The sequence below is a fragment of the Rhizobium sp. ARZ01 genome, from assembly GCF_014851675.1.
Classification (GTDB): Bacteria; Pseudomonadota; Alphaproteobacteria; order Rhizobiales; family Rhizobiaceae; genus Mycoplana.
Genome location: NZ_JACVAE010000001.1, coordinates 1,425,046 through 1,449,025 on the forward strand (window position 1 = coordinate 1,425,046; position 23,980 = coordinate 1,449,025).

22 protein-coding genes and 1 pseudogene are annotated in these 23,980 nt (G+C 58.8%); 2 read left to right on the plus strand and 21 right to left on the minus strand.

What is annotated here, in order from left to right:
• From IB238_RS06830 to IB238_RS06850, 5 genes are read right to left on the minus strand one after another with little or no spacing between them, the layout of a single operon-like run.
• Positions 1-732, minus strand: coding sequence for an ATP-binding cassette domain-containing protein (locus tag IB238_RS06830; protein WP_192244715.1), 732 nt, complete (start codon positions 730-732; stop codon positions 1-3).
• Between the two features lie 3 nt (positions 733-735).
• Positions 736-1,713: an ABC transporter permease gene (locus IB238_RS06835; RefSeq protein ID WP_192244717.1), complete on the minus strand. Its 978-nt coding sequence runs from the start codon at positions 1,711-1,713 to the stop codon at positions 736-738.
• A gap of 55 nt (positions 1,714-1,768) precedes the next feature.
• Entirely contained in the window at positions 1,769-2,749 is a 981-nt protein-coding gene (locus IB238_RS06840) for a sugar ABC transporter substrate-binding protein (protein ID WP_192244719.1), read from the minus strand.
• Positions 2,750-2,790: 41 nt separating this feature from the next.
• On the minus strand, positions 2,791-3,999 hold the full coding sequence (locus tag IB238_RS06845) for a mandelate racemase/muconate lactonizing enzyme family protein (RefSeq protein WP_192244721.1): 1,209 nt from the start codon (positions 3,997-3,999) through the stop codon (positions 2,791-2,793).
• Between the two features lie 11 nt (positions 4,000-4,010).
• Complete coding sequence (locus tag IB238_RS06850; RefSeq protein ID WP_192244723.1) at positions 4,011-4,718, minus strand: FadR/GntR family transcriptional regulator; 708 nt, start codon at positions 4,716-4,718, stop codon at positions 4,011-4,013.
• A gap of 111 nt (positions 4,719-4,829) precedes the next feature.
• Between IB238_RS06850 and IB238_RS06855 the strand changes: the two genes are divergently transcribed.
• Positions 4,830-5,726, plus strand: a complete 897-nt coding sequence (locus tag IB238_RS06855; protein ID WP_348648203.1) for an SMP-30/gluconolactonase/LRE family protein — start codon at positions 4,830-4,832, stop codon at positions 5,724-5,726.
• A 575-nt stretch (positions 5,727-6,301) separates the two neighbouring features.
• Here IB238_RS06855 and IB238_RS06860 read toward each other — a convergent pair.
• The 7 genes from IB238_RS06860 to IB238_RS06890 all read right to left on the minus strand — a co-directional run bounded on the left by IB238_RS06860 (position 6,302) and on the right by IB238_RS06890 (position 12,495).
• The gene (locus IB238_RS06860) at positions 6,302-7,621 is read right to left on the minus strand and encodes an FAD-binding oxidoreductase (protein ID WP_192244725.1); all 1,320 of its coding nucleotides are present in this window, start codon (positions 7,619-7,621) and stop codon (positions 6,302-6,304) included.
• Between the two features lie 6 nt (positions 7,622-7,627).
• Complete coding sequence (locus IB238_RS06865; protein WP_192244727.1) at positions 7,628-8,899, minus strand: FAD-binding oxidoreductase; 1,272 nt, start codon at positions 8,897-8,899, stop codon at positions 7,628-7,630.
• Between the two features lie 40 nt (positions 8,900-8,939).
• On the minus strand, positions 8,940-9,671 hold the full coding sequence (locus IB238_RS06870; RefSeq protein WP_192244728.1) for an amino acid ABC transporter ATP-binding protein: 732 nt from the start codon (positions 9,669-9,671) through the stop codon (positions 8,940-8,942).
• 12 nt (positions 9,672-9,683) lie between these two features.
• A complete protein-coding gene (locus IB238_RS06875; protein ID WP_192244730.1) occupies positions 9,684-10,346 on the minus strand; it encodes an amino acid ABC transporter permease in 663 nt (220 codons plus the stop codon).
• A gap of 9 nt (positions 10,347-10,355) precedes the next feature.
• Entirely contained in the window at positions 10,356-11,024 is a 669-nt protein-coding gene (locus IB238_RS06880; protein ID WP_192244732.1) for an amino acid ABC transporter permease, read from the minus strand.
• 69 nt (positions 11,025-11,093) lie between these two features.
• The gene (locus IB238_RS06885) at positions 11,094-11,903 is read right to left on the minus strand and encodes an ABC transporter substrate-binding protein (protein WP_192244734.1); all 810 of its coding nucleotides are present in this window, start codon (positions 11,901-11,903) and stop codon (positions 11,094-11,096) included.
• A 67-nt stretch (positions 11,904-11,970) separates the two neighbouring features.
• Positions 11,971-12,495, minus strand: a complete 525-nt coding sequence (locus tag IB238_RS06890) for an Lrp/AsnC family transcriptional regulator (RefSeq protein ID WP_192244736.1) — start codon at positions 12,493-12,495, stop codon at positions 11,971-11,973.
• A gap of 869 nt (positions 12,496-13,364) precedes the next feature.
• Here IB238_RS06890 and IB238_RS06895 point away from each other — a divergent pair.
• Complete coding sequence (locus IB238_RS06895; RefSeq protein ID WP_192244738.1) at positions 13,365-13,904, plus strand: DUF4157 domain-containing protein; 540 nt, start codon at positions 13,365-13,367, stop codon at positions 13,902-13,904.
• A gap of 565 nt (positions 13,905-14,469) precedes the next feature.
• Here the strand turns inward: IB238_RS06895 and IB238_RS06900 are convergent.
• From IB238_RS06900 to IB238_RS06940, 9 genes and pseudogenes are all read right to left on the minus strand, one after another.
• Positions 14,470-14,795 (minus strand): annotated as a pseudogene (locus IB238_RS06900) (GNAT family N-acetyltransferase); the annotation flags it as partial.
• 11 nt (positions 14,796-14,806) lie between these two features.
• Positions 14,807-15,136: a GYD domain-containing protein gene (locus tag IB238_RS06905; protein WP_192244740.1), complete on the minus strand. Its 330-nt coding sequence runs from the start codon at positions 15,134-15,136 to the stop codon at positions 14,807-14,809.
• A 69-nt stretch (positions 15,137-15,205) separates the two neighbouring features.
• A complete protein-coding gene (locus IB238_RS06910; RefSeq protein WP_192244742.1) occupies positions 15,206-17,005 on the minus strand; it encodes an ABC transporter ATP-binding protein in 1,800 nt (599 codons plus the stop codon).
• 8 nt (positions 17,006-17,013) lie between these two features.
• On the minus strand, positions 17,014-18,039 hold the full coding sequence (locus tag IB238_RS06915) for a glycosyltransferase (RefSeq protein WP_192244744.1): 1,026 nt from the start codon (positions 18,037-18,039) through the stop codon (positions 17,014-17,016).
• Position 18,040: 1 nt separating this feature from the next.
• Positions 18,041-19,144: a glycosyltransferase family 2 protein gene (locus tag IB238_RS06920; protein WP_192244746.1), complete on the minus strand. Its 1,104-nt coding sequence runs from the start codon at positions 19,142-19,144 to the stop codon at positions 18,041-18,043.
• Between the two features lie 16 nt (positions 19,145-19,160).
• Positions 19,161-20,354: an acyltransferase gene (locus tag IB238_RS06925; protein ID WP_192244748.1), complete on the minus strand. Its 1,194-nt coding sequence runs from the start codon at positions 20,352-20,354 to the stop codon at positions 19,161-19,163.
• 156 nt (positions 20,355-20,510) lie between these two features.
• The gene (locus IB238_RS24525; protein ID WP_192244750.1) at positions 20,511-20,858 is read right to left on the minus strand and encodes an Lrp/AsnC ligand binding domain-containing protein; all 348 of its coding nucleotides are present in this window, start codon (positions 20,856-20,858) and stop codon (positions 20,511-20,513) included.
• Between the two features lie 344 nt (positions 20,859-21,202).
• The gene (locus IB238_RS06935; RefSeq protein WP_192244752.1) at positions 21,203-21,907 is read right to left on the minus strand and encodes a hypothetical protein; all 705 of its coding nucleotides are present in this window, start codon (positions 21,905-21,907) and stop codon (positions 21,203-21,205) included.
• 275 nt (positions 21,908-22,182) lie between these two features.
• On the minus strand, positions 22,183-23,556 hold the full coding sequence (locus IB238_RS06940) for an FAD-binding oxidoreductase (protein WP_192244754.1): 1,374 nt from the start codon (positions 23,554-23,556) through the stop codon (positions 22,183-22,185).
• Positions 23,557-23,980 lie beyond the last annotated feature (424 nt).

A 23,980-nucleotide genomic window follows, 5' to 3' on the forward strand; every position in this document is an offset into this window, starting at 1 on the left:
TCAGAGCACCGACTGGACTTCTTCGATCGACGTATCGCCGATCCGCTTGTCGAGCACGACCTGGCCGCGGGCCATGGCGACGACCCGGTCGCAGCATTCGAAGACATGGTGCATGTTGTGACTGATGAAGATGCCGGTGACGTTCTGGTCCTTCAAGGAACGAACGAAACCGATGACCTTGTTGGTTTCTTTGACGGAGAGGTGATTGGTCGGTTCGTCGAGGATCATCACCTTGGATTTGAAATGCATGGCGCGCGCGATGGCGACACCCTGCCGCTGTCCTCCCGATAATTCGCCGACCAGCGCGTCCGGCGACCTGAGATGTAGATCGACATCACTGATCGCCTTGACGCTTTCCTCACGCATCCTGCGCATATCCATGATACCGACGCCGCCGATCGAAATGCGCATCGGTTCGCGGCCGATGAAAAGATTGCGGGCGATCGACATGGTCGGCACCATGGAATTGTATTGGTAGATGGTCTCGATACCGAGCCGCATGGAATCGCGCGGGCCCGAAATGGCGACCTTGCGCCCCTCGACGAAGATCTCGCCTTCATCCTGTTTCTGGACGCCGGACAGGATGTTGATGAGGGTCGACTTTCCCGCACCGTTGTCACCGATGAGCCCAACGGCCTCGTTTCTGGCGAAATCGATCGAAACACCTTTGACCGCATGAACACCGGAATACCATTTGTGCAGGTTTCTAACCGAAACGATGGGTTCGTTCATGGCTCAGGTCTCCACCTTGATCGCCTTGGCGCGTTTGCGCAGCCAGGAGTTTGCAATAACCGCGAAGATCGTCAGCGATCCGATAGCGAACTTGAACCAGTTGGCGTCGACCTGGCTCAGGATGAGACCGTTATCGATGACGCGAATGAGCGCGACGCCGATGATGCCTCCGAAGACTGCCCCGATGCCGCCGGTGAGCGCAGTACCGCCGATGACGGCAGCCGCGACGGCCTGAAGCTCCATGCCTTCGCCGATCGACGGCAGCGGCGAGCCGAGCCGCAGAACCTGGATCAATCCGGCAAAGCCGCTCAGTACCGAGCACAGGATGAAGCAGGCTATTTTGACGCGGGCCGTGGGAATGCCCATTGCATTTGCCGCGGGAAGAAAGCCGCCCGTCGCGCGCACCCAGTTGCCGAAATTCGTGCGGCTCAAAAGGAGCGAAACAAGGACCGCGACAACGATGAACCAGATGAAGGACATGCGGAAAAGCTCGCCCGGCCCGACGAAACTGGTGAAGAGCCAGGTCGGCAGATCCGTCGACAGTAGCGGCGGGAAGCCGCCCGAGACAACCACCGTCAACGAGCGCGCTACGAACATCATGCCGAGCGTGGTTATAAAGCTCGGGATGGCGAACTGGATCGTGAGAAAGCCGTTCAGGAAGCCTATGGCGACGCAGACCAGCAACCCCGCCGCCAGGGCGACGGGAAAGGAAACCTCATGCGTCATCAGCACCGCGATCGTCATCGGCATCAGGGCGAATACCGCGCCGACGGAAAGGTCGAACTCGCCGCATATCATCAGAACGGTCACGCCGATGGCGACCAGCGCCATCTCAGGCAGGATCCCGAACACACCGCGCAGGTTGCCCCCGGTCAGGAAAACCCCTCCGGATTGGCTCTGGAACAGGAAGACCAGAGCCACCAGCAGAAGAAGTGCGGCAAGTTCCGGCTTCTCCATGTAAATCTTTAGAAGTCTTTTCATTCAGCAATCTCCAGAGTGGAAGGGGGACCGTGAGCGATCCCCTTCCAGCCGTGCGTCAGCGCAGGCCCTTCGCAGACAGATCCATGATCATGTCGGCATCCGCCGGGCGAACGATGCCCTGCCCCGTATCGATATTCGACGGCGCAAGACCCAGCGTCTTGGCGAGATAAACTTCCATCACCGGCATGAAGCCCTGCATGTAAGGCTGCTGGTCGACTTCGACCTGCACATAGCCGGCCTGCATCTGCTGAACCACCTCGGGAACGAGGTCGAAGCCGCCGAGCAGAACCTTGCCGGGCTCGACACCGCGATCCTTCAGGACGCGGGCGACCGCTGCATGCCAGAAGCCGGTGTCGAAATAGGCGGTGGTATCGGGATGCGCATTCAGGTAGGCGCCGACGCGGTCCGCCGTCACAGCCAGGTCGGTTCCGCTGTCGATGCGCTCCCATGAAATATCCCGTGTGGGATTGGCGGCCTTGTATTCCTCAAGAAAATCCATGACGCCCTGTCCACGGGCCTCTGACCAGTTCTGTCCCGGCGCCGAGATGCCGACGAGAACCCTGATCGGCCCATCCTTTGGAAAACTCTCCGCCATCGCCTTGCCAAGGGCACGGCCGGCGGGCCGGAAGCCCTGCCCGACGAACGCCGTCCGGCTGTTACCGTCTGCTCCCTCGCTGTCGTCGACATTGACGCCGATAACCACGACGCCGGCCTTGACAGCCAGGTCGATCGCGTCGTCAAGCGCCTTGTCGTCAACGATGGAGGTCAGCAGCGCGTCGGGCTTCCGGGCCAGAGCCGCCTCGATGTTAGACAGCTGCTGCTCGACCGCGCCTTCCGTCTGGGTGAACACCATCTGGCAATTCGCTCCGATCTTCTCGCAAGCATCGTCGAAGCCCTTCTTGACCGCCTGCCAGAAGGTATTCGACGCCGACGAATGATGGGTGAAAACGATGTTCAACGGTTCCGCCTGCGCGATGCCTGCGGTGGTGGCCATAAGGGCCAGCCCCAATGCGCCACGGATAATGATCTTTCTCATGCTTTCTCCTCCCGGGTTTACGTGTTGTTTCAGTCCAGAAATCAGATGCTTGCGACGTCCGACACGCGGCGGGACACGGTGAAGGCCCGATCGAGGTCCGGATGCAGCTCCATGCCCAGTCCCGCACCCGGCGGGACGGTGATCATGCCGTTCTTCACCTCCGGCAATGCGGTGACCAGATCGCGGTACCAGGTCTTGTAGAAGGCCCGTACGCTCTCCTGAACCAGCGCATTGGGCGCGTTGAGCGACAGGTGCGTCGAGGCGCAGAGCACGACGGGACCGGTGCAATCATGCGGCGCGACCGGCAAGTGCCAGGCTTCCGCCATTGCAGCGATCTTTCTTGCTTCCGAAAGCCCGCCGCACCAGCTGATGTCGAGCATCACGACACCGGCGGCTCCCGTCTCCAACAGGTCGCGGAAGGCCCAGCGCGAGCCGAGCGTTTCCGAGGCGGAAATCGGCGCGGGCGACACGGCGGCGTAGCGCCCGAGGCTGGAAAGACTGTCCATCTTGATCGGATCTTCGTGCCAGAACGTCTGGTAGGGCGTCAGCGCCTTGGCGATCTGCATGGCCGGCAACAGCTGCCACATCGAATGGAACTCGACCATAATGTCCATCTTGTCGCCGACGGCCGAGCGGATCTTTTCGAACGGCTCCAGCGCGCGCTTCAGGTCCGGCATGGAGATGTATTGCCCGCGCGTCTTTTCCGCCGCGATATCGAACGGCCATATCTTCATCGCCGTTATGCCTTCCTCGAGCAGAGAATGGGCAAGGTCGTCCGCATGAAGCAGGAAGCCGTTCAAATCGTCGTAGGCCCTGACAGCCGATGTCGACAGATCGTAGTTCGCCGTCGTCTGGCCAGTCGCCTTCTTGATGTATTCCGTTCCGGCGCAGGTGTTGTAGGTGCGGATTTCGCGGCGGCTGAATCCGCCCAGCAACTGTGCGATCGGTTGCCCTGTCGCCTTGCCGAAAATATCCCACAGGGCGATGTCGAACGCCGAATTGCCCCGCACCTCGGCCCCGGACGAGCGGAAGCCGAGATAACCGACGAGATCGGCCGCAAGAAGATCGATCTGTAGCGGGTCACGTCCGATAACGCGCGGTGCCACGTATTCATGGATGTAGGTCTCGACGGTCTCCGCACCGAAGAAGGTCTCGCCGAGGCCGGTGATCCCCTCATCCGTGTGTACCAGTACCCAGAGCAGGTTCTGGCGTTCCGCGACACGCACGGTTTCAAGTTTCGTGATTTTCATCAAATGCTTCCCTATGCGACGCCGGCTGCAAGCAAGGCTTTCACGCTCTCGTCGAAGTGTTGAGCCATCAACTGGCTTGAGGCTTGGGGGTCACCTGCAACGATCGCTTCTGCAATCGCGACATGCAGGTCGTTCATGGCGTGCCGCTCGTCGTCGGAGGCCCGGCTGCGCCATCCAATTGGCCATGTCTGTCGCGACACGCCCTGAAACGCTCCGACAATCATGACGAAGATCGGATTTTTCGAGGCCCGCGCAATTTCCAGATGAAATGCGAGGTCGCTCTCCATGACCCGTTCCGATACGGCAAAATTCGCGCGCATAGCCTCGGCATGCGCAAGGATCGTGCGGGCCTCGTCGTTCGAGCGGCGCAGCGCCGCAAGCGTGGCCGTGCGCACCTCGATAGTCCGGCGGACGTCGTAGATCTGCTGGACATTGATCTGTTCCGTGTCGACGCCATGCTCAATCATCAGCGACATCGCACCAGAATCCAGCTGCGCAACGGTCGCGCGCTTGCCGGCGCTCAGATCAATAAGACGCATTGCCGCAAGCGACCGGAAAGCCTCGCGCACTACCGTCCGCGAAACGCTAAGCTCCTTGGACAAAGCCGCCTCGCTCGGCAGGCGATCGCCCGGCCCCAGTTCGTTCATGCGGATATGAGCCGTTATTGCCCCAATCGCATTGCTGACCAGTCCTGAGTTTCCAGCCTCCGGAAGAGCCATGTACTTAACTCCGTTCGAAATTGCCAAACCTGTATGACAGCCTTCATTGATTTATGCGTATTTTATAGGTAGCCTGTCTGTCAACGGGTGATTTTCAAATCGGAGAGTTCTGTGGGAATAAATATTGAAGTGGCTTTTGCGGCAGCCAATATCGTGGGGGAAAGTGCCGTATGGGACGACCGAAAAGGGCGTGTCCTGTGGGTCGATATCGTTGCCAAGGCCATACACGCCTTGGTGCCGGCTACGGGCGAACATCAGAGTTGGTCGACACCCGACATGGCAACCTCGATCGGGCTGCGGCAAGACGGCGGGGCGATTGTCGGCCTCGTCAACACGATTGCTCTCTGGGACTACGACGGCGCATTCCGAACGGTTGCCACCGTGGAGCCCGGGACGATGGGCAACCGATTGAACGAAGGCGTCGTCGGCCCGGACGGCGCGTTCTGGATCGGCACGATGCAGAACAACATCGCCTCCGACGGAACGCCCCTGGCGATGAGCGGCGAGAAGGGCCGGCTTTACCGCTACACGCCCGATGACAAGGTGCTGCCGCTGACGGAGGATGTCTTCGGCATCACCAACACGCTGATCTGGCCCGGCGACGGCACGGTGCTGACAGCGGACACGCTTCGCAATACGATCTATTCCTATGAAATAGATGCCGCCGGCTCCTCGCTCCGCAACCGCGTTCCGGTATTTGCTGGCTTCGACCGAGGATTGCCGGATGGCTCCTGCCTCGATGAAGAGGGTTTCATCTGGAATTGCCGCGTCGACCGCGGCGGCTGCATCGTCCGCTTCGATCCAAAGGGACGGATCGACCGGGTGGTCGAATTGCCGTGCGCGCAGCCAACAAGCTGCACATTTGGTGGAGATGACCTTTCCACGCTTTTCATCACCTCCGCCCGCTTTTCGATGAGCGAGGAAGAATTGAAACGAAATCCGCTCGAGGGTGCCCTGTTGGCCATCGACACAGGAAAACGCGGACGAAAATCATATCGTTTCGGGTAGACTCGCCCCCCGCGCTCGATGGCAGATCCTCCGAAGGTCCTCGGGAACTGGAGGAAGTTTGGACCTCTTTCAAGGGTGATGTCGGGCTCCCGCGTGAGCCGGGCGCTACATCGAAGCCGCCCGTCGGAAAAGGTAACCTGACATCACCTGCACGCCTCTTCGGACTTCAAAAGGTTAACAAAGCATTAAAATCAGGGCGTGCGTTGGCTTATCGCGCCTTGCTGGTAGCTTTGCGGCGCGCGTCATGTTGGACCTCGGCGAGCTTTCTCGGCGTTTCTCGGCCTATTTCGAACCGGAAACCACACGCCCTACGGAATAGGTGAAAAGGCATTGTAAACTTCGCTGCTCGCCGGCACCGGCAGCTCCCTTCGATCCATTATGCGACTTTCGAAGACCAAAACCAGAACATCCATGCGAGAGAACACGGATTTGCGCCATCAACGGACGCTAACCTTGGCTTGAGTGGTGACCGGTTTGGGCCGATGGCCGACTGTCCGCTGCCAGGACACCCAACACGAAAACGGACATCTGAGCTGTTGCCCCGTCAAAATTGCGACGGGCCCTTGCTGCTCATCTCATGTAACGCGCTCCCTGAATCTTGTGATCGAAAATTTGCCAAGGTCATGTCTCGGGCCTCGGTCCTGCACCAGATCGGCGATGACCAGCCCCATGCCGGGGCCGATACCGAAGCCGTGACCGCTCATGCCAGTCGCGATCGTCACGCCGCCGATCGACGCTTTATCGACGACAGGCAAGACGTCGGGCATCGTGTCGATCATGCCGGCCCACGAAGCCGTGATGCGCGGTCTGCCGATTTGCGGAAAGGCCTTGGCGAAAATACTTTTGACGCGGTCCAGCTCCTTCGGATTTGGAGCGGGGTCCAGTATGCGGCAGCGCTCGAAGGGCGTTTCCTCCTCGGAGCGCCATTGGCGCCTGGTTCCCCACGCATCGGGATAATTCTTCGGCGCGGCAAGGCGGAAGCGGGTGCTGGTGAAGTCCTCGCGCATTTGCGGAAGATAGGCGACGAAATTCCGGAAGGCGTCCGGACCGATGAAAAAGTCATGGGTCGACCATGGAGTCAGGGTGTAACCGCCATCGGCGCGGCGGCGGATCGCGAACCGGTCATCGCACGCCGCCGCGGGGAAAAACTCCTTCATCGGCTCGGTGCGCATCACCGGAGAAACGACCGAAAGCTGCGGAATCCGTATTCCGTGAGCGGCGAGGAACAGGGCGCTCCAGGCCCCAGCCGCGACGACCACCCGCTCACATGCGACGGTTCCACTTTCGGTAACCACGCCCCGGACATGGCCGCTGGCGATGTCGAGCGCGCGGACGGCGCAATCCTCGCGGATCGTGACGCCGGCTTCCGCCGCCGCGCGCGCCAATACCGGAACGGCGACAAATGGCTCGGCCATCGCGTCGGACGCGGTTGTCATCCCCCCAACCCAGCCGGCGGCATTCGGCAATATCTTTTCCGCCTCGCCGCGGGTCATGAGGCGGGTGTCAACGCCATAGGCGCGCGCGCCGTCCAGCCAATCCTCGAATTCCGCCAGCTTTTTTTCATTGCGGGCGAGATAGGTGATCCCGGCCTGTCGAAAGCCGATGTCCGCGCGCAGCTTTTCATCGAGCTCCTTCCAGATCCTGATTGTATCCACCATGATCGGCAGTTCGGCGTAGTCGCGGCCTTGTTGGCGGATCCAGCCCCAGTTACGGCTGGATTGTTCGCCCGCGACGCGTCCCTTTTCGCACAACAGGACCGAAAGACCGCGCTTTTGAAGCTCCCATGCGGTCATGACGCCAATGATGCCACCGCCAATGACGGTGACATCGACCGCTTGTGGGAGTGGCCCTGCGAACTGTGGTCGATTTTTCAGAGAAATAGGAAAATTGGACATGGAAAATCAAAATCTCGTGGCGCGATAAGGAGCAAGATCAATCTCCGTCGGCCGTCTGGCGATGAGATCGGCGACGAGCCGCGCGGTGACCGCGGAAAGGGTGACGCCCAAATGGCCGTGGCCGAAGGCATAGATGACGTCGGGGCTTTTGCGCGCCGGGCCAATCACGGGCAGGGTATCCGGCGTCGACGGACGATGGCCCATCCACCGGGAAGCCGGGCGCCAATCCGCCAGCGCGGGCAGGATGCGGACGGCATCGGGCAACAGCGCCTCAATGCGCTTGTAGTTAGGCGGCGCGCTCAACCCCGCCAGTTCGTCTCCGCTGACAAGGCGCAGTCCGTCATGCATCGGCGACAAGACGAAACCCCGCCCCGGCACAACCACAGGGCCGCGCAAAAGACGTTCGGATCCGGCGCCGAAGCTGATGTGATAGCCGCGCTCGGCGTCCAGACTGACGCGGTCGCCGAGTTGCTTGGCGAACTTGGCTGACCACGCTCCGGCCGCTACAACGAGGCGATCAAAACCATGTTGGGCGCCTTCACTGCGCACAGTCACGCCGCCGCCGTGCCGCGCTTCGATCGCGTTGACGTTCTCGCGGATCACGCTGGCGCCCTGGTTGACGGCGGCCTGCAGATAGGCCTCGGCCAAGCCTCTGGGAAAGCGAACGTTCCCGGCATTGGGCTGATAGACGCCGCGATAGCAAGAAGCGGGATCGAGACCAGGCTGAAGATCCAGAATAGACCCCTGCTCCAATATCTGATGCGCGACGCCATGCCGGGCCATCAGGCGCCGCTCAAGCGCTGATCCCTCAAAATCCTTGGCCGACGCGTAGATCTTCAGCCAGCCTTCCTGTGTCAACAGATCGAGGACTGCGGCAGTGGCCGCGAAATCCTGATGCGCAAGCAAGGCGCGCGAGACCAACGGGTGCATAGCCGCGGCGATGCTATCGACCGCGGCAGGGGTTCCCGCCGCAATGAACCGCAGCATCCACGGCAAAGCCTTCAGGGCATGATGGAGCCGAAGCACCGCCGGTGATTGGCGGTCGAGCAAATAGGCCGGCAGCGACTTGATGACGGCGGGTGTCGCGGTCGGGGTGATCGAGCCGGTGACGATCGCCCCGGCATTGCCGTAGGACGTGCCGGATCCGGGCTCTTCGCGGTCGAACAAGGTGACCTTGTGCCCCTCCATGGTGAGGGCGAGCGCGGTGCTGCAGCCGACAATTCCAGCTCCGATGACGGCTACGGAGAGCCGTTCACCGCTTTGGGGACGATGTTGCATGGGTGCCAATCAATTTTGAATATGGGTTAAAGAGGGCCCGTCAGTGGTGCAGGACTTTGCTCAAGAAATCGCGCGTCCGGTCGCTTTTCGGGTTATTGAAGAAACTCTCGGGGTCGCCGCTTTCGATGATCGACCCACGATCCATGAAGATCACACGGTCCGCGACGCTGCGGGCAAATCCCATTTCGTGCGTCACGACCATCATGGTCATGCCTTCCTTGGCGAGGCTGACCATGACGTCTAGCACTTCGTTGATCATCTCCGGATCAAGGGCAGAGGTCGGTTCATCGAAAAGCATGATCCGCGGCTGCATGCAAAGCGAGCGGGCGATCGCGACACGCTGTTGCTGGCCGCCGGACAGTTGGCTCGGATAGTTGTTCATGCGGTCGGCAAGGCCGACCTTCTCCAGCAGTTCTTTCCCGCGTTTTTCCGCCTCGGCTTTCGTCAGTCCGCGCACATGGATCGGCGCCAGCGTCATGTTCTCGAGCGCCGTCTTGTGCGGATAGAGATTGAATTGCTGGAACACGAAGCCGACTTCCATGCGCAGCTCGCGCCATGCCGGCGCTTTCGCGCTGAGATCCATGCCATCGACGATAAGCTTGCCTTCCTGAAAGGCCTCCAACCCGTTGACGCAGCGGATCAGCGTACTTTTGCCCGAACCTGACGGACCGCAAACGACAACCACTTCACCTTTGTCGACGCGCAGGTCGATGTCTTTCAGCACATGAAGCGCTTTGCCGAACCATTTGTTCAGACCTTGAAATTCGATCATGGTTATGTCCGATCACAGAATGGGTGATTGTGTGCCGCGCTCGATGCGGCGCGAGAGATAGATCATCGGATAGCAAACGATGAAGTAGCCAAGACCAACCACACCGAAAACCAACAGGCCGTTGGGAATGTTTTGCACGATCATCCAGCCTGACCGCGTCAGGTCCATGATGCCGATGGCCGATACGACCGATGAGTCTTTCACCAGCAGGATGAACTGACCCACCAGCGACGGACGGACGATGCGCAGCGCCTGGGGCAGAATGATCAGGCGCAATTGCTGAGAATAGGTGAAACCCGAGGAAATGGCCGCTTCGCGCTGGCCGCGCGGCACCGCCTTGATCCCCGAGGCGACGATTTCGCCGATGAAGCAGGCCGAGAGGTTGGAAAGCGCGATGACACCGGCCGCAAATGCCGACAATTCAATCCCGACGGTCGGCAGGATGAAGAAGCAAATGAATACCTGCACCAGGAAAGGTGTTCCACGAAACAGATCGATATACAGCCCCGTTGCTGCAGAAAGCCAGCGGTTGCCGCTTGTCCGCAGGATTCCGAACAGCAGGCCGACAGCCACGCCAACGATTAGAGACAGCAATGACAGGGCGACTGTCATGCCGAGACCCTTGAGCAAAACGGGCCAATAATTCAACAAGCGCTCGACTTGAAACCAGAACATATGCCCTCCCTATGATCTTTCGGGCACGCGGTAGATGTGAGACCAGAAGCCGGCAAGCGCCTTCAGCAGGTAATAGATGATCAGGAAGCCCGCGGCCGTCGCCGCCAGCCCTTCAACCGGCATGAAACGATCAAGCGCAATCTGCTGACCAACCCGCGTCAACTCGACAACCGAAATCAATGAGAGCAGCGAGGAGTCCTTCACCAGCACGATCGCCTGCCCGATCATTGGGGAGACGGTCGGCCGAATTGCCTGTGGCAAGACGATCAGACGCATACGCTGGAAGTAGGAAAAACCGGAGCTCAGCGCGGCTTCGAACTGCCCACGTGGAATGGCCAGAATACCGGAGCGGATGATTTCGGCGACGTATGCGCCCGAGTTCAATGACAAGGCTATGATGCCGATCAAGATCTCAGGCAGCACTACTCCGAGGCGCGGCAGGCCGAAATAGAGAAAATAGAGCTGCGCAAGCAAGGGCGTAGCGCGAATGAGATCGATATAACCGACGCCCAAAGCGCGCAGCCATCTGATCGGCTGGATGCTGAGCGCACAAGCCACGACACCAATGATCAGCGCTCCGGCAAAACCTGCCGCTGACAGCATCAATGTGTTCAGAAAGCCTTGCCATAGGTCAGGAAGGTATTCTGAGATGACCCGGATGTTCAGATTACCAAGCATGTATCACCAACAGCATCTCTTTTTCCGTTCGAGGCGCGGGCTTGACCCACCCGCGCCTCGAATTTGCTCTCAGTGATCAGCCTGCCACTTGTTGGAATTGACCCAGTAATCCAGGTTTTCCTTCAGGCGGCCATCAAGCGTGATGTTGTCGATGAACAGGTTCGTCCAGATCAGCAGGTCCTGCGAATCGTAGCGAACGGCATAAGCCAACGGCTCGGAGCTCAGCATTTCCGGGAACACGGTGAACGTACCTTCCGGATAGTTTAGCACTTGGGCGGCAACAGCGGTGTTGTCGTTCACGCCGCACTGCGCCTGGCCCGATGCAACCGCGTCAAGCACGACCGTTCCGCCGCCCTTGAACGCCTTCACTTCCGCTTCCGGAAAGAATTTCGGCATGTTTTTCTCGGCCGTGGAACCCAGAATGACGCCAATCGTGGTGCCCGGCTTCTTGCAATCCTCAAGGGTCTTGAAGTCGCCGCCAGCCGCGGTGAAGGCCACCGAGCCGACATGGATCCAAGGCTGGGTGAAGGCCACCTTGGTCGCGCGGGCCATGGTGGCAGTCATATCGGCCGCCAGAACATCAGCCTTGCCGGAAAGAAGCGCAGGGATCAGGCCATCCCAATCGAAATCGAGGTACGTTACCTTGACGCCCATCTCCTTGGCCATCAGCTCGGTCATCTGAATCGCGCTGCCCGTCCGCTCGCCGTTCTTGTCCATGAACGAATAGGGAGGACCTTGTGTTTGCACAGCAACGCGAAGTTCACCGCGTGCCAGGATGTCGTCCAAGGTTCCAGCCTCGGCGCCACGTGCTCCAATGGTGGCGCCCGCCGCCGTTGCAAACAATGCTGATGCAATAAACGCACTAAACTTGCTGATCATTTCCGGTCTCAATCCTCCCTCAGGAAAAGGTCAATTCGCGTTCGCGCGACGCAGGTGATCCGACCGGTCAGGTCTTTTCCGGATCAATTCTGTCGTTTTTCTCGCCGAACTCTTCCTCCCACACGCCGCGCGGCAGACTTAGCCACTTGTTGTGGGACTTCATGACAACGAACGTCTCGCTGCCCTGAATCACACCAGGATCGGCCAGCCCGGGGAGCAGTTCGCTCGTCACCCGGTAAAGCTCCTCCATGTCACCTTCAAACATGACCTCGCACAGAAGGTCATAGCGTCCGGTGACGATGCTGACCGACGTCACGAACGGCAATTCGGACATCTTTTTCGCGATCTCGTTCAATCGACCGTGGCCATTGGCGTGAATGCCAAGGATGGCGACAATCAATTCGGGGCGCTCCGAAACGTTCACGACCCCGGCTATCCGGAGAAGCTTGCGCTCGACAAGCGCTTTTAGTCTTGCTCGAACAGTTGGGGGGCTAAGTTCAAGGCGATCCGCGATCTGATTTGCGCCGTCGCGCGCGTCTTCCGACAAGAGCTTGACGAGCTTTCGGTCAATCTTATCGAGCAGCGCGCGCATGTGAATCCCCCGTTCACCTGTCTCTGGCGAAGGTCTTATTTCGTTTTGGAATATTTAGTCAATGCAATTTTTCAAATTGAAAAAGTTTGCAGTCGGAATTTTTATTTTCGGACCGAGGCCGGAGAACTCCGCGCCCGAAGGCTCTATTGAACCGGGACCCGATTGGCGCACATCATGTGGGAACTTCTGCCCGGAGCGATCTCGGCTGAGATCAGGTTCTCTGGTGCGTCTGCACCAACTAAAGCGTGTTCACCGACGATGTCTGCTTTCGGGCAACGACAAAGCTTGCTCCAACGGCTGACATGAAGGCGCGTTGCTGACAGGCTGCTCAAGCTGGAACCGGCCCGTCGGTCTCGGGGCCGTCAGCGGACTGACTGCTTTCGGTTGCGCGTTAGAGAAAGTGGACGTCCCGCCGTCAATCAAGCGACTGACTTTCGATCGGTAGGTCCAGGCTTCGAATCCCTGCGCGCTCACCAAAAACACCATAAAAATCCCACCCTTTTACTGACGATTTTCGCTGTTTGCGGTTTGGGTAGGTTTCCCCGGCTCCCATGCCCGACCCCACACAGGGTCGCCCGACGCTCAATACCCTCCGGCGTCGGGCGCCGGCACCCCCTCATAATGTCGTGGCCTGAGGGAGGGCTTCCCCTTTACCGGATGTATACGCTTCAGAAGCACCGTGGATGAAAGCGCGACGAGTAATGCGTTCGCGCTTCCTCCCAAGGTAACTAGCCCACTCCGGCGGGCTTCCTTTTGCCGGAATTTCGTGCGGCAGAACCCCTATGGATGGCCCGTGGCCGACTTCTTCAAATGCCGTCGAAACTACCTATCTTTCACCGGACTAGCTATGGCAGCATCGGAAGCGGCCAATGTCTCGCAGTGGAATCATCTGCAGCGCTTTGACGGCACTCGCGTTGGTCGGGTTGTTTTGCGGTGTTGGCAACGTACGCGCCGAAGACCTTCTAGGTGACGTGATCGACGGCATCGTTCAGGCGACTGCTCCAACGCTCCAGAAAGCGATCGTCAGCTCAAGAGATGACGCCCTATCGGCGGGCGTTCAACCAATACCGCCAGCAATTCGGCAAAAGCTGCAGGGGTTTGTAGACAGTGGAATCCTGGACGTTACTCGCTACCGTGTTGGCGGCGGTGGCGAGCTAAGTCTGCAAGTGAATGCCTTTCGCTACGGGGCGGCAGATGCCATCACCCTCGATTACGTTATCGTCTTCGCCCATGAAGCAGATGCGCTCCATAACGTAGTCGGCTGGGTTCATGAACTTACGCATGTCCGGCAGTATCAAGACTGGGGAGTGCAGGGCTTTTCCATCAGATACATTCGCAGCCATGGCTCAGTCGAACAGGAGGCCTACAACGAAGAAACACGGTATCGCGCGTGGGCCGGTCGCCAATAGTCAACAACGTCCTTGTCGGCGGCGTTCATCCTCGCCGCCGTATGAATCGCTGCGATTGGTGGCGGGTGAGTCTATTTGCTTCCAACGCCCCATGTGTACGGCGCAGGATCCAAGCTGGCTCACGAAGCCGAAGGATTACGCTGGGGGCAGTCCATGGATTTCACACCAGCAACAGCACTTATGGTGCCTTTTGCGGTTTTACTGATGGGTCTGTTCGCACGGAGCGATGCCCACATGGCGGCTGGCGGTTGGGTCGATGTCGATGGTGACTGCCAAGCGATTCCGAGTTCGGACGTCACGAAAGGGCCGTTCGGATTCTCAATTCACCTTCATCCGGGAGACCATCATCTTGTGACCAGAAATCAGCTATTGTTAATCCCTTACGGAAAGGAGATTCCATCTCACGACTATGACTATCACATCTGCCTTCAGCCAACAGATGACCCTTCTGAAGCTGCGGGAATGGGACAGGCTGGGAGGTACCGCATTAACTGCTTCTTTGCGCCTCCGGACGGTAGTTGATGGCGCAAGGGCGGCGGAACCCCATAGATGGCCTGTGGCCGGTAAGCTTGCGAAACATCACAAGAGCGTCGACGTAGCCGAGCGAGGGGTGAAGAAACACTTCCGGAAGCCGACCGACGATCTCAAATCCGAGCGACTGCCACAGCCGCACCGCGCGTTCGTTGCTGCTGATGACGAAGTTGAACTGCATGGCCCGAAAGCCCTTCGCGCGAGCATGAGCGAGTGAGTGCTCGTGCATCGCCGGGCAATACCGCGGCCACTTGCGGCTGCGTCTGTCATGTAGCCGCAGTTGCAAACATGTGTTCCGCCGCCCGCCTGGTTCGCTCGTATGTAGTACGTTCCGACGATCAAGCCGTTCTCTTCCGCGACTTGTAGGGCGCCTATTTCCCGGGTGGCCGATATTCGCCAACTAGCTTAGAAGCCTTGTCGGCCACGGCTTTGAACTCGGGGCCTGTCCAAGCTCGCACCGTGGTCACGTCGGACACCATCCCCGATGCAGCCGTCGCCAACAACGCCGCAAGGGTAGATTCTGACTCCCCCTCGGTGATGAGCATGAAGTCGGAATCGCCCGTCGTAAAATAAAAGCTGATCAGTTTACCGCCGGAAGCTTCCACCAGCTTCCGCACCGCAGGTTCGCGATCCTCCGGCGTTGCTACCAGCCTTTTTGCGTAGTCTTGTGTCAGCCGTCCGCGTGTAATCAGCCTTGGCATACTGACCTCCCTCCAGACAGACCTCATCAGTCGAGGCATCTAACCATAGCATACCGGACCATCGTAGCCCTAGCGCGAGGCCAGACGCGTTTCGTCCATTTCGTGCTCGTAGAGCTCGTCCATACTCAACGAGGCGACTTCGGCAAACGGAGCCTGGTTCGTCACGCGGCCGTCGCCGAGAATGATGACTTCATCGCAGAACGAAATCGTGCTGCGGTGGTGGCTGATGACAATGGTCGTGCGGCGACCCGCCCTCGACCTCAAGGTCTCGACGATTGCTGCTTCCGACAGTCCGTCCATGGCGTTTGTGGCTTCGTCGAGAATAAGGACCTCGGGATCCCGCAACAAAGCTCTTGCCAGTGCTATCCGCTGGCGCTGCCCGGCCGACAGACTTGCGCCGCGATAGCCGACGATCGTTGCGTAGCCTTGGGGTAGTTTCTCGATAAATTCGTGCGCCTCGGCAAGCCGGGCGGCATGCTCTGCGTCGGCGATCGAAGCGATCCGACCATAGGTGATGTTCTCTAGAATAGTTCCATCCACCAGTTCAAGATCCTGACTGGCAAGGGCAATCTTGCTTCGCCATTGGGCGGGGTCGATTCTGTCCAGAGGCATCCCGTCGATCAGAATATGGCCCTGATCGGGCTCAACAAACCGGCACAGGAGATTGACGATCGTCGTCTTTCCTGCGCCCGATCGACCAATGATGGCAGTTGAACAGCCGCTCCGGACTTCAAATGTTGCGGCGCGCAGCACGCCAGGGCGTGCGTCCGAGCCGGGATACTTGAACGTCACGCGGTCAAATTTGATCTGCTGGCGCAAGGCCCGGGCCGGTTCGTCGCCGGTCGGCGGCGGCGGCTTGTCCGACGAGTCCAACAGCCATCGCACCTCTTCCAGAGAGCCACTCCAGCCCTGTATTTGACTCCACGCCAACTGCAGTGAGCGGATATGCGGCTGCAACCGGTAGAGCAGGACGACGAACGCCACAATGACGGGAAAGGTCACTCCCAAAGCCCATGCGCTCACGACCGCGGCCAGAAAGAGAGCCGAGTGCAGCACTTCGGTCAGTGGCGGCAGAGCGCCCTGCCGGGTTTGGAGGACGAAGCCGGCCTTTCGAACGGCGTCCGATGCAGTGTCGAAGACGGACTTTTCCCGCGGTTCCTGTCCAAACACGCGGATGAGCCGCCCGGCGTGAATGAGGTGGAGCATCCTTGCGGCAAGTTCGCTGTTGAGTGATGTGACATTGCGGCTCGGATTTTTGAGGCTGGCCGACAGAACCGCGTGTGCGAGCTGGACGAGCACGAGTCCAAGCGCGACACACAACGTCATCTGCCAGGACAGGAGCAGCAGGAAGATGAGCAGAATGACGGCGGCCGAGCTGTTCACGATTGCGCCAAGGACAGTCTGCATCGCATCCGACGCGCGCCAGGACTCGTTGGAAATAATGTTCAGCAAGCGCCCCGGGCTTTGTTGCAGGAAAAATGGGTACCCAACCCTCAAGAGCTGATCGGCGAGCGCGCTTCGTATGGCATGGCTGGCTTTGCCGTAGATGAAGTTGGTAAGGACAGTATTCGCAAATGCCAGTATGTTCTTCAGGGTGATCAATGCGAGGACGGCAACGGAGATCACCATCAAGCGTTCGCCATCATCGAAGCCCGACCCCACCTGTTCGAAGACGGCAGATAGTCCGCCTGCGCCCGCGTCGTCCTTTTGACCGGCAATGATACTGAGCATTGGAATGATGAGGCCAATGCCTGTGCCTTCAAGCACGGCGCTGCCCAGCCCCAGAACAACGACTGCCGCAAGCGGGCGCCACTGTCGACCCAGCGTGCTGCGCAGTATCTGAAAGCCCGGGAGGAGGAACTTCAACATGATCGATACTACCTCAGCGAACGCGCCGCCTGTTTGATCTGGGTTATTTCCGGGGGCTGCGCCCGTCTGGTTATGGCAAGTCGCGCAAACTTGGCCGCTCCGAGCAAATTCATGAACACGATTGGCCAGTGGGACAGAGAAACTTCAGGATCGAATCGGGGGCCGCCGAAAAGTTCCCGCCCCGCAGACCTGATGGACCAGCAAAAATGGCGAATCAGCCAGGGAGCCTTGAGGACGTGTTTCAGGCACAGCGCTCCATTCCCAAGACTGTAATCCCGGTGAAGTGCTTCGATTGCCTCGCGCGTATTTCGACCGTGATAGTGGAGGACAGTCATGTCGGGCACATATTCGATCGGGATGCCGAGTTGAAAAGCGCGCACAAGATAGTCGGTATCCTCGGCCGACTTCAAAGGGCTGCCCGCGCCAAGCCGCTCGTCGAAATGGCCGATTTGGAGTGCAATCTCACGATGCATCGTCATGTTGCAGCCCAATATGAAGCCACCAGGATGGACATCGGGGGTAAAGCGCTCGCGCCTCTTTGACCGCTTAATTGTAAAGGGGAAATCGAGCGGGCTGCCGAGTTCGACGCGACCGCCGCGGATGATATACCGCTCGCCGGTCGTGTAATGCCGCTCCAAATCCTGCAGGTAGCGACAGTCGACTGCGCAATCGTCATCGACGAAAACCAGTATCCGGCCGCGCGACCGCTCCAATCCTGCATTGCGGGCGGCGGCCAGGCCCGGGCGCGGCTCCGTGATAAGCGTAATCGCAAGACTTGACGTCGCGGCGATACGGATCAACCGTTCGGCCGTGTCGTCCGTTGAACCGTTGTCGACCACTACGAGCTCGCTCGTGACCGTGGCGTGAGACAGGCAGGCAATCTCAATCGATCTGATGCAGGTCTCCAGAGCCTCGGCGCGGTTCCGCGTACAGACGATGAAGCTCGCCAGAGGTTCGCGCCGCTCGGCAGACGACGGAGCGGCGGCAATGGCCCAGGCGCTCTCTTGCACGATTTCGGGACGTTCCGGAGCCATGCTAACAAATCCCATGTTGCGGCAACACGGTGGCGGCAGGCACGGACTCAAGATACCGCGAGAGCGCATCGAGCCGCTTAGTTGCCGCAATTGAAAGACGACTGCACCACGGCGCGTAGGCACCCGCGCGCAGGCCGTATCGCTCCCGGCGTCGAATGAGCCCCCATTTTCCTGTCCTAGTCAGAAACTCATGCGTCAACTGAGGCTGCTCAGCGTCGTTGATGAGCTGATAGAGGAAATAGAAGAAACACAGGGCGCCGTCCTCATAGCTTGACTGCGCCGCCGCGCGGCGATCCGCGATTTTCGCTTCGAGCGAGAGAATGAAACTGGCCGCCCGTCGTACGGTATCGGACGTTACTGCGACACCGATGCCGCGCAGGGCATCGGGATCGTCGACAAGAGATTCACGCTCGAGGTTCTCGGTAACAATCTTCAGATGCGTTTGACGCATCAACCGCTTATGCTTGTTTGTGACGCTGCCGTCGTGGATGCGATAGGCAACCAGGCTCTCGTCGATCATCGTCGCAGGAAAGCGGCCGGTAATCCGCCTGAACAGATCGAAGTCTTCCGCATGCACATAGCTCGCGTCGTAGACTAGCATGTCCTCCGGTATGACCCGCCGGTTGTACATCACGGTCGAGTGCATGAAGATGGTGAAGAACATCGACAATATGCGCCAATTTCCCGACTGATACATCGGATTGGGCGTGCCGCGCACCATTCGATTGCCAAGAAGGCGATCGATGCCCGTGCCGCTGATCGCAAGCTGAGGCTGCTGCATAAACAATGAAACCTGGCGGGGAAAACGCGAGGGATAAGCAATGTCGTCGGCGTCCATCCGGGCGATAAGGTCGCCCTTCGCGATGGCCAAGCCCTCGTTCAAGGTCGCAATGAGGCCGCGGTTCTCCCGAGAGACAATGGAGATACGATCGTCGGCCTTTCGATACCGCTGCAGGATCTCCAGTGAGCGGTCCGTCGAGCCGTCGTCGATTGCAACGACCTCCAGGCGATCATGATCCTGGCGTAGGATGCTCTCGAGCGCCGCGGCGAGATAGGGTTCGCCATTGTAGACAGGCAGCAGGACGGAGACCAGTGGAACGGGCATGGTTCAGCTCGCGTGTTTATTGAAGATCGGAGGTTTGGAAAGCGTCGCAGCGATTGGCGCGTGTATGAACCACGGACGGATGTTCCCTTCTGCCGTGAACCCACTCGACTGGGTTTCCAGCATGCGCGAACGATGCAGCAGGGCTCCGGTCTCTCGGAGTGACGTAAGGGAAGTGGCGCTTGAGCCGGTTGAGCCGCTTTTCGAAGACCGACCAGGAAATCGAGGCAAGCATCAATGTGGCTGCGCCCGCGACCACAAACCGTCCGGGACCCTGCTGCGAAACATTGACGGGAATCCAAGGTTGCGCCTTGACCACCAGGGAGAGCACGATTGGGTGGAGAAGGTAGACGCCGTAACTGATGCGCCCCAGTGCAGTCAGCGGGGGGAGTTCTGCCAGCCGGCCGAGATATCCGCTCACACCCGCCGAACAACATCCCACAAGCATTATAAGTGGTACGAGGGGCAGAACCTCCATGCCAATCCAGGTTGCCCACTCAAGCGTTGGCGTCATCGGTGTCGATTTCAACCACAGCAGGATAACAAAGGCAGCGGCAAACGGCGTCCAGCTCAGCTTCATCCATTGCGGCCAGGACGGGCTTCTGGCTCGATAAGCGGCCAGCAGCGCCCCTGCTGCGAGCGCGTCCATCGACGCTGAAGGGAGCAGATCACGCATGAGAGAAGGCGTCCCGGTCACCGGCCAGCAGAAACGGTATGCCAACGAACATGCGATGACGGCGATGCAGATCCGCTCAATCAAATGGCGCGGCGCCAGCAGGATTACCAGCGGCCAGACGATATAGAACTGTTCCTCGATGCTCAGGCTCCATGTGTGACACAGAACCCAAGGGGTCCAGTCATCCTGCAGAGCATACCAGAAGTTCGAAAGATAAAGTGCGTGCCACGTCAGGTTGCCTCGGGCGCCTTCGAGATTGACAATCCAAATGAAGCCCAACATGGCGAAATAGGGAGGAAATATGCGCAGTGCGCGACGTATATAGAATGATTTCAATGCAGTGGATGGTTGGTACCGGTCGGCACAACGCGCATCCAGAAGGAGCCGCGTTATCAGAAATCCGCTGAGCACGAAGAACAAACGCACGCCAAGGTGACCCCAATGGGATCCGTCAGTGGCGAAAAAATGTGCGTACAGCACCATCGTGACGGCAATGGCTCGCAGCCCATCCAACTGCCGATCGCGTGCATTTGACATAGACACCGCTCGGCGATCAGCCCTTTGTCTGCCACTCTCCTTGATGGTGTCAGCTCCCCAATGCCGTTCTCGCCGCCTGCCGCATCAACATGCGGAACGGTGAAGCGTTGAGGCGGAGCCTGGACTGTAAGTGTGAATTCGGCCAAACTTTGACAGCTACAGCTTGATCCGATGATTGCGCCACGGAAGATGGCCGACTGTCCGCTGCCAGGACACCCAACACGAAAACGAACATCTGAGCTCTTGCCCGAGCAGTTCGCTCGTCACCCGGTAAAGCTCCTCCATGTCACCTTCAAACATGACCTCGCACAGAAGGTCATAGCGTCCGGTGACGATACTGACCGACGTCACGAACGGCAGTTCGGACATCTTTTTCGCAATCTCGTTCAGTCGACCGTGGCCATTGGCGTGAATGCCAAGGATAGCGACGATCAACTCGGGGCGCTCCGAGACATTCACAACCCCGGCTATCCGGAGAAGCTTGCGCTCGATGAGCGACTTCACTCTCGCCCTAACCGTGGGGGGGCTGAGTTCAAGGCGCGGCGGTAGCTCTCAGTGATGTTATTCGCCTAAGTAATGCGCTCTTAACATGAAGAGAGATGCGTGTTCTGCGGCTGTTTAAGCCCGCAGCAGCGGGGATCCGCGTGCCGCCTTCTCAGCCGTCTCTACCTGCGGTCTCGAATGGCAGCTCCCGGGCACTGCGCCGAAGAGCCTGAACGACCGATTTGGAAGCGCAAACCGGACAGAACAAATGCCCTAGCTAGCAAAGCTAGCAACAATTCGCGTCGCAATATTTCCGGAATTAGGTAGCAAAAACCACTAGACCTAAAATAGCGTCCGCGCTGGCGTCATCGGTATAGCTCCGTTGAAAACTCTAGGGGTCCCAGGTATTGTATGGATGGGTCGGACGCCGCACTGCGACGTCGAGGAAGATTTGGAATAAGAGAACCGCGCTCCCGCCCGACTTCTGCTAGCCAAAGCAGTATTTTTTCAATGGAACCCTTGGTGACTGGTTCGTCGGTGATTGTTAGTTCGATAGACTTGAGCTGATAGCCTTCACCAAAGCTTGCAACCAAGTCGTTTGGATTAACGCGCTTCAGGCTCGCTGGATCACCGATGTCATCGAACGTGACAAGCAGAGGATAATCGGCGTCCTTCAGAATCCGCGTGCGCCGCGTGTTCTGAAGCGTTGAATAGTATTCGCCTGCTTCTTCGCGGCTCTTCGGCCGATGGGCGGGCATAAATATCTTCCAGGCTGTCTCCCAGCCATAGCCTTCCAGCGTTGCAAAAAGATATCTTCCTGGCGCGACCTCAACTACGATAGCTTCACCCCTGAAGGAGTATGATGGACCTCCCTCGCCGCCCAGTTTAAGCCATTCGGGGTTGCGTGATATTTTCACGGCCCCCACCGAACTGCCTGTGACCTCCCCAGTTGGCGTCTGGACCACGACAGTAAGTTTCTGATGCCAAGACCAGTAGCCGAAACCAAGAAACTCGCATCCGGCGAGGACGGAGAGGATGAACAACAGTCCAAGAGCAGCGCGAACTTTCACGTAAACCGATCCGTCTTCACATAACATGCCTCAATGTAGCTCGATAGGAACGGCTCGTCATGCGGGAACAGAAGGCGCAGTTAATATCTTTGCGAGCAACGCCCCCTCGTCGCAGCTGCGTAGCGGACTGGCGCTTTCGGCACGTTCAAGATGAAGCAGACGACCCATAGGCCAAAGTGTTCAATGTCCCTGTTCAGGATTGCTATTTTAATTCAAACACGTAGGCCGCTATTGGTGGTTTTTGCTACCTAATGCCGAATATTTCCCGCGCCTCGCTACGAATGAATGTTTTGATTCATCCGAAACAGGTTTTCGGGATCGTACTGCCGCTTGATACTCAGCAGCCTCTCAAACGCCTCAGCGCCGACTGCATCACGGACCAGGTTTTCGCCCTCTCCAAGCCCCGGGAAATTCAAATAGCTTCGCCCCGTCGAATGGCGTTGCATAGCCGCCCACAGCAACCTGACCCATTCTATGTTTGCAGCATCGTCGGGCGGTCGGGACCAGATCGCATCGAGGCTCAGCATGAAGGGCATCGATCTGTCACCGAAGGCCGTGGCACTGGCTTCGATCCGTTGCATCTGCCCGCCGAACTTCCAGATGGAGGCGAATGTCATCTCGGACGGTCGCTTCGCGAGCCCGTTCACGATCGTTTTGATTGCCTCGCCCTCCAAGGAGGAAAGGTAAGTCGACTTCCAGTAGCACCGGTCTTGCCCCTTGGGAAACAGACCATCGTAAAGCGTCTGGAGCATTCGATATGGCAAGCGGTCGCTGAAGTCCAAGAGAGGCTCGCCGAACTGACGGAGTGGCATCGTCACCCCCTCACCAGTTTCGGCCGGACCGTTATAAACCGTCGCGAGTGCCAACACTCGCCTGCCCCAAACATCGTGGGGATAGGCTGGATCGTCTGGAATGGTGGAGAACTCTGCCAATCCCGATACTTCGTCAGGAGCCCCCGCCATGAAATCACGCCATAGCGGAAGAATCTCGGCAGCCCGTTCCTCCGGATAGACTGGTGCGCAGAACATGATCTCCGGCGGGATCGGATGAAGCCTGAATTCGAAATTCACTACGATACCGAAATTCCCGCCTCCGCCACGAAGCGCCCAGAACAGATCAGGGTTTTCAGAGGCGCTCGCCCGGGCCAGCGTTCCATCGGCGGTCACCAGTTCGGCTGAGACAAGGTTGTCGCAACTGAGACCATGCTTTCCGCGCAGCCAGCCGATACCGCCGGAGAGCGTGAGACCTGCAACGCCAGTGTTGGAGATCAGGCCGCCGGGGGTGGCCCGACCGAAAGGTGTGGTGGCGGCGTCGACATCGCCCCAGGTCGCACCACCTTCGACGAACGCTCGATCCAGTTCCGGGACAATGCGCACACCGGTCATCAGGGACATGTCGACCATCATGCCGCCCTCACAGACAGCATAGCCGGCAACGTTGTGACCGCCACTCCGGACCGCGATAACGAGCTCTTTTTCCCGGGCATGGTTGACGGCCAGCACGACATCGGCGGCATTCCGGCAACGCGCGATCAATATCGGGCGTCTGTCTATCATACCGTTCCAGACAATCCTTGCCTCGTCATAACCGGGGCTGCCTGGCTCCAGAACATCTCCCCGAAATTCTTTGCGCAACTGTTCAGCCGACATGTCGAACCTCCATCATCCGACAGAAAGCTATTTCGACATCGTAGGCAGTGCTAAAGTCACGAATGCCGAAATCTGGCGTTTTCTGAGGCATTGCATGAAGAGATTAACTGCGTGGGGACCGAATTGAAAGGATCAGCCCGCGTCCGCCTGGATGAGGTTGGCTATTAAATGGCACTCGGAGCTAGGTAGAGCCGACTCTCCAAGGCGCTGCCGTTGCTCTTGTACCCTGCAGACGAACGTCGATGACCGCTAATGGCGCATTGCAGTCCTTCTGCCTGAGCTTATCGAGGCGTGACCTTCAAGCCGGGAGAAATCATTGACGGTGTGGCGTCGTCTCCGATGATGCCTTCACCAGGCGAATGGCCGAGTTGGCTGCATTCGGTTGATATCGCCAATCATACTCCATGTACGTTGCTGTCTCAGC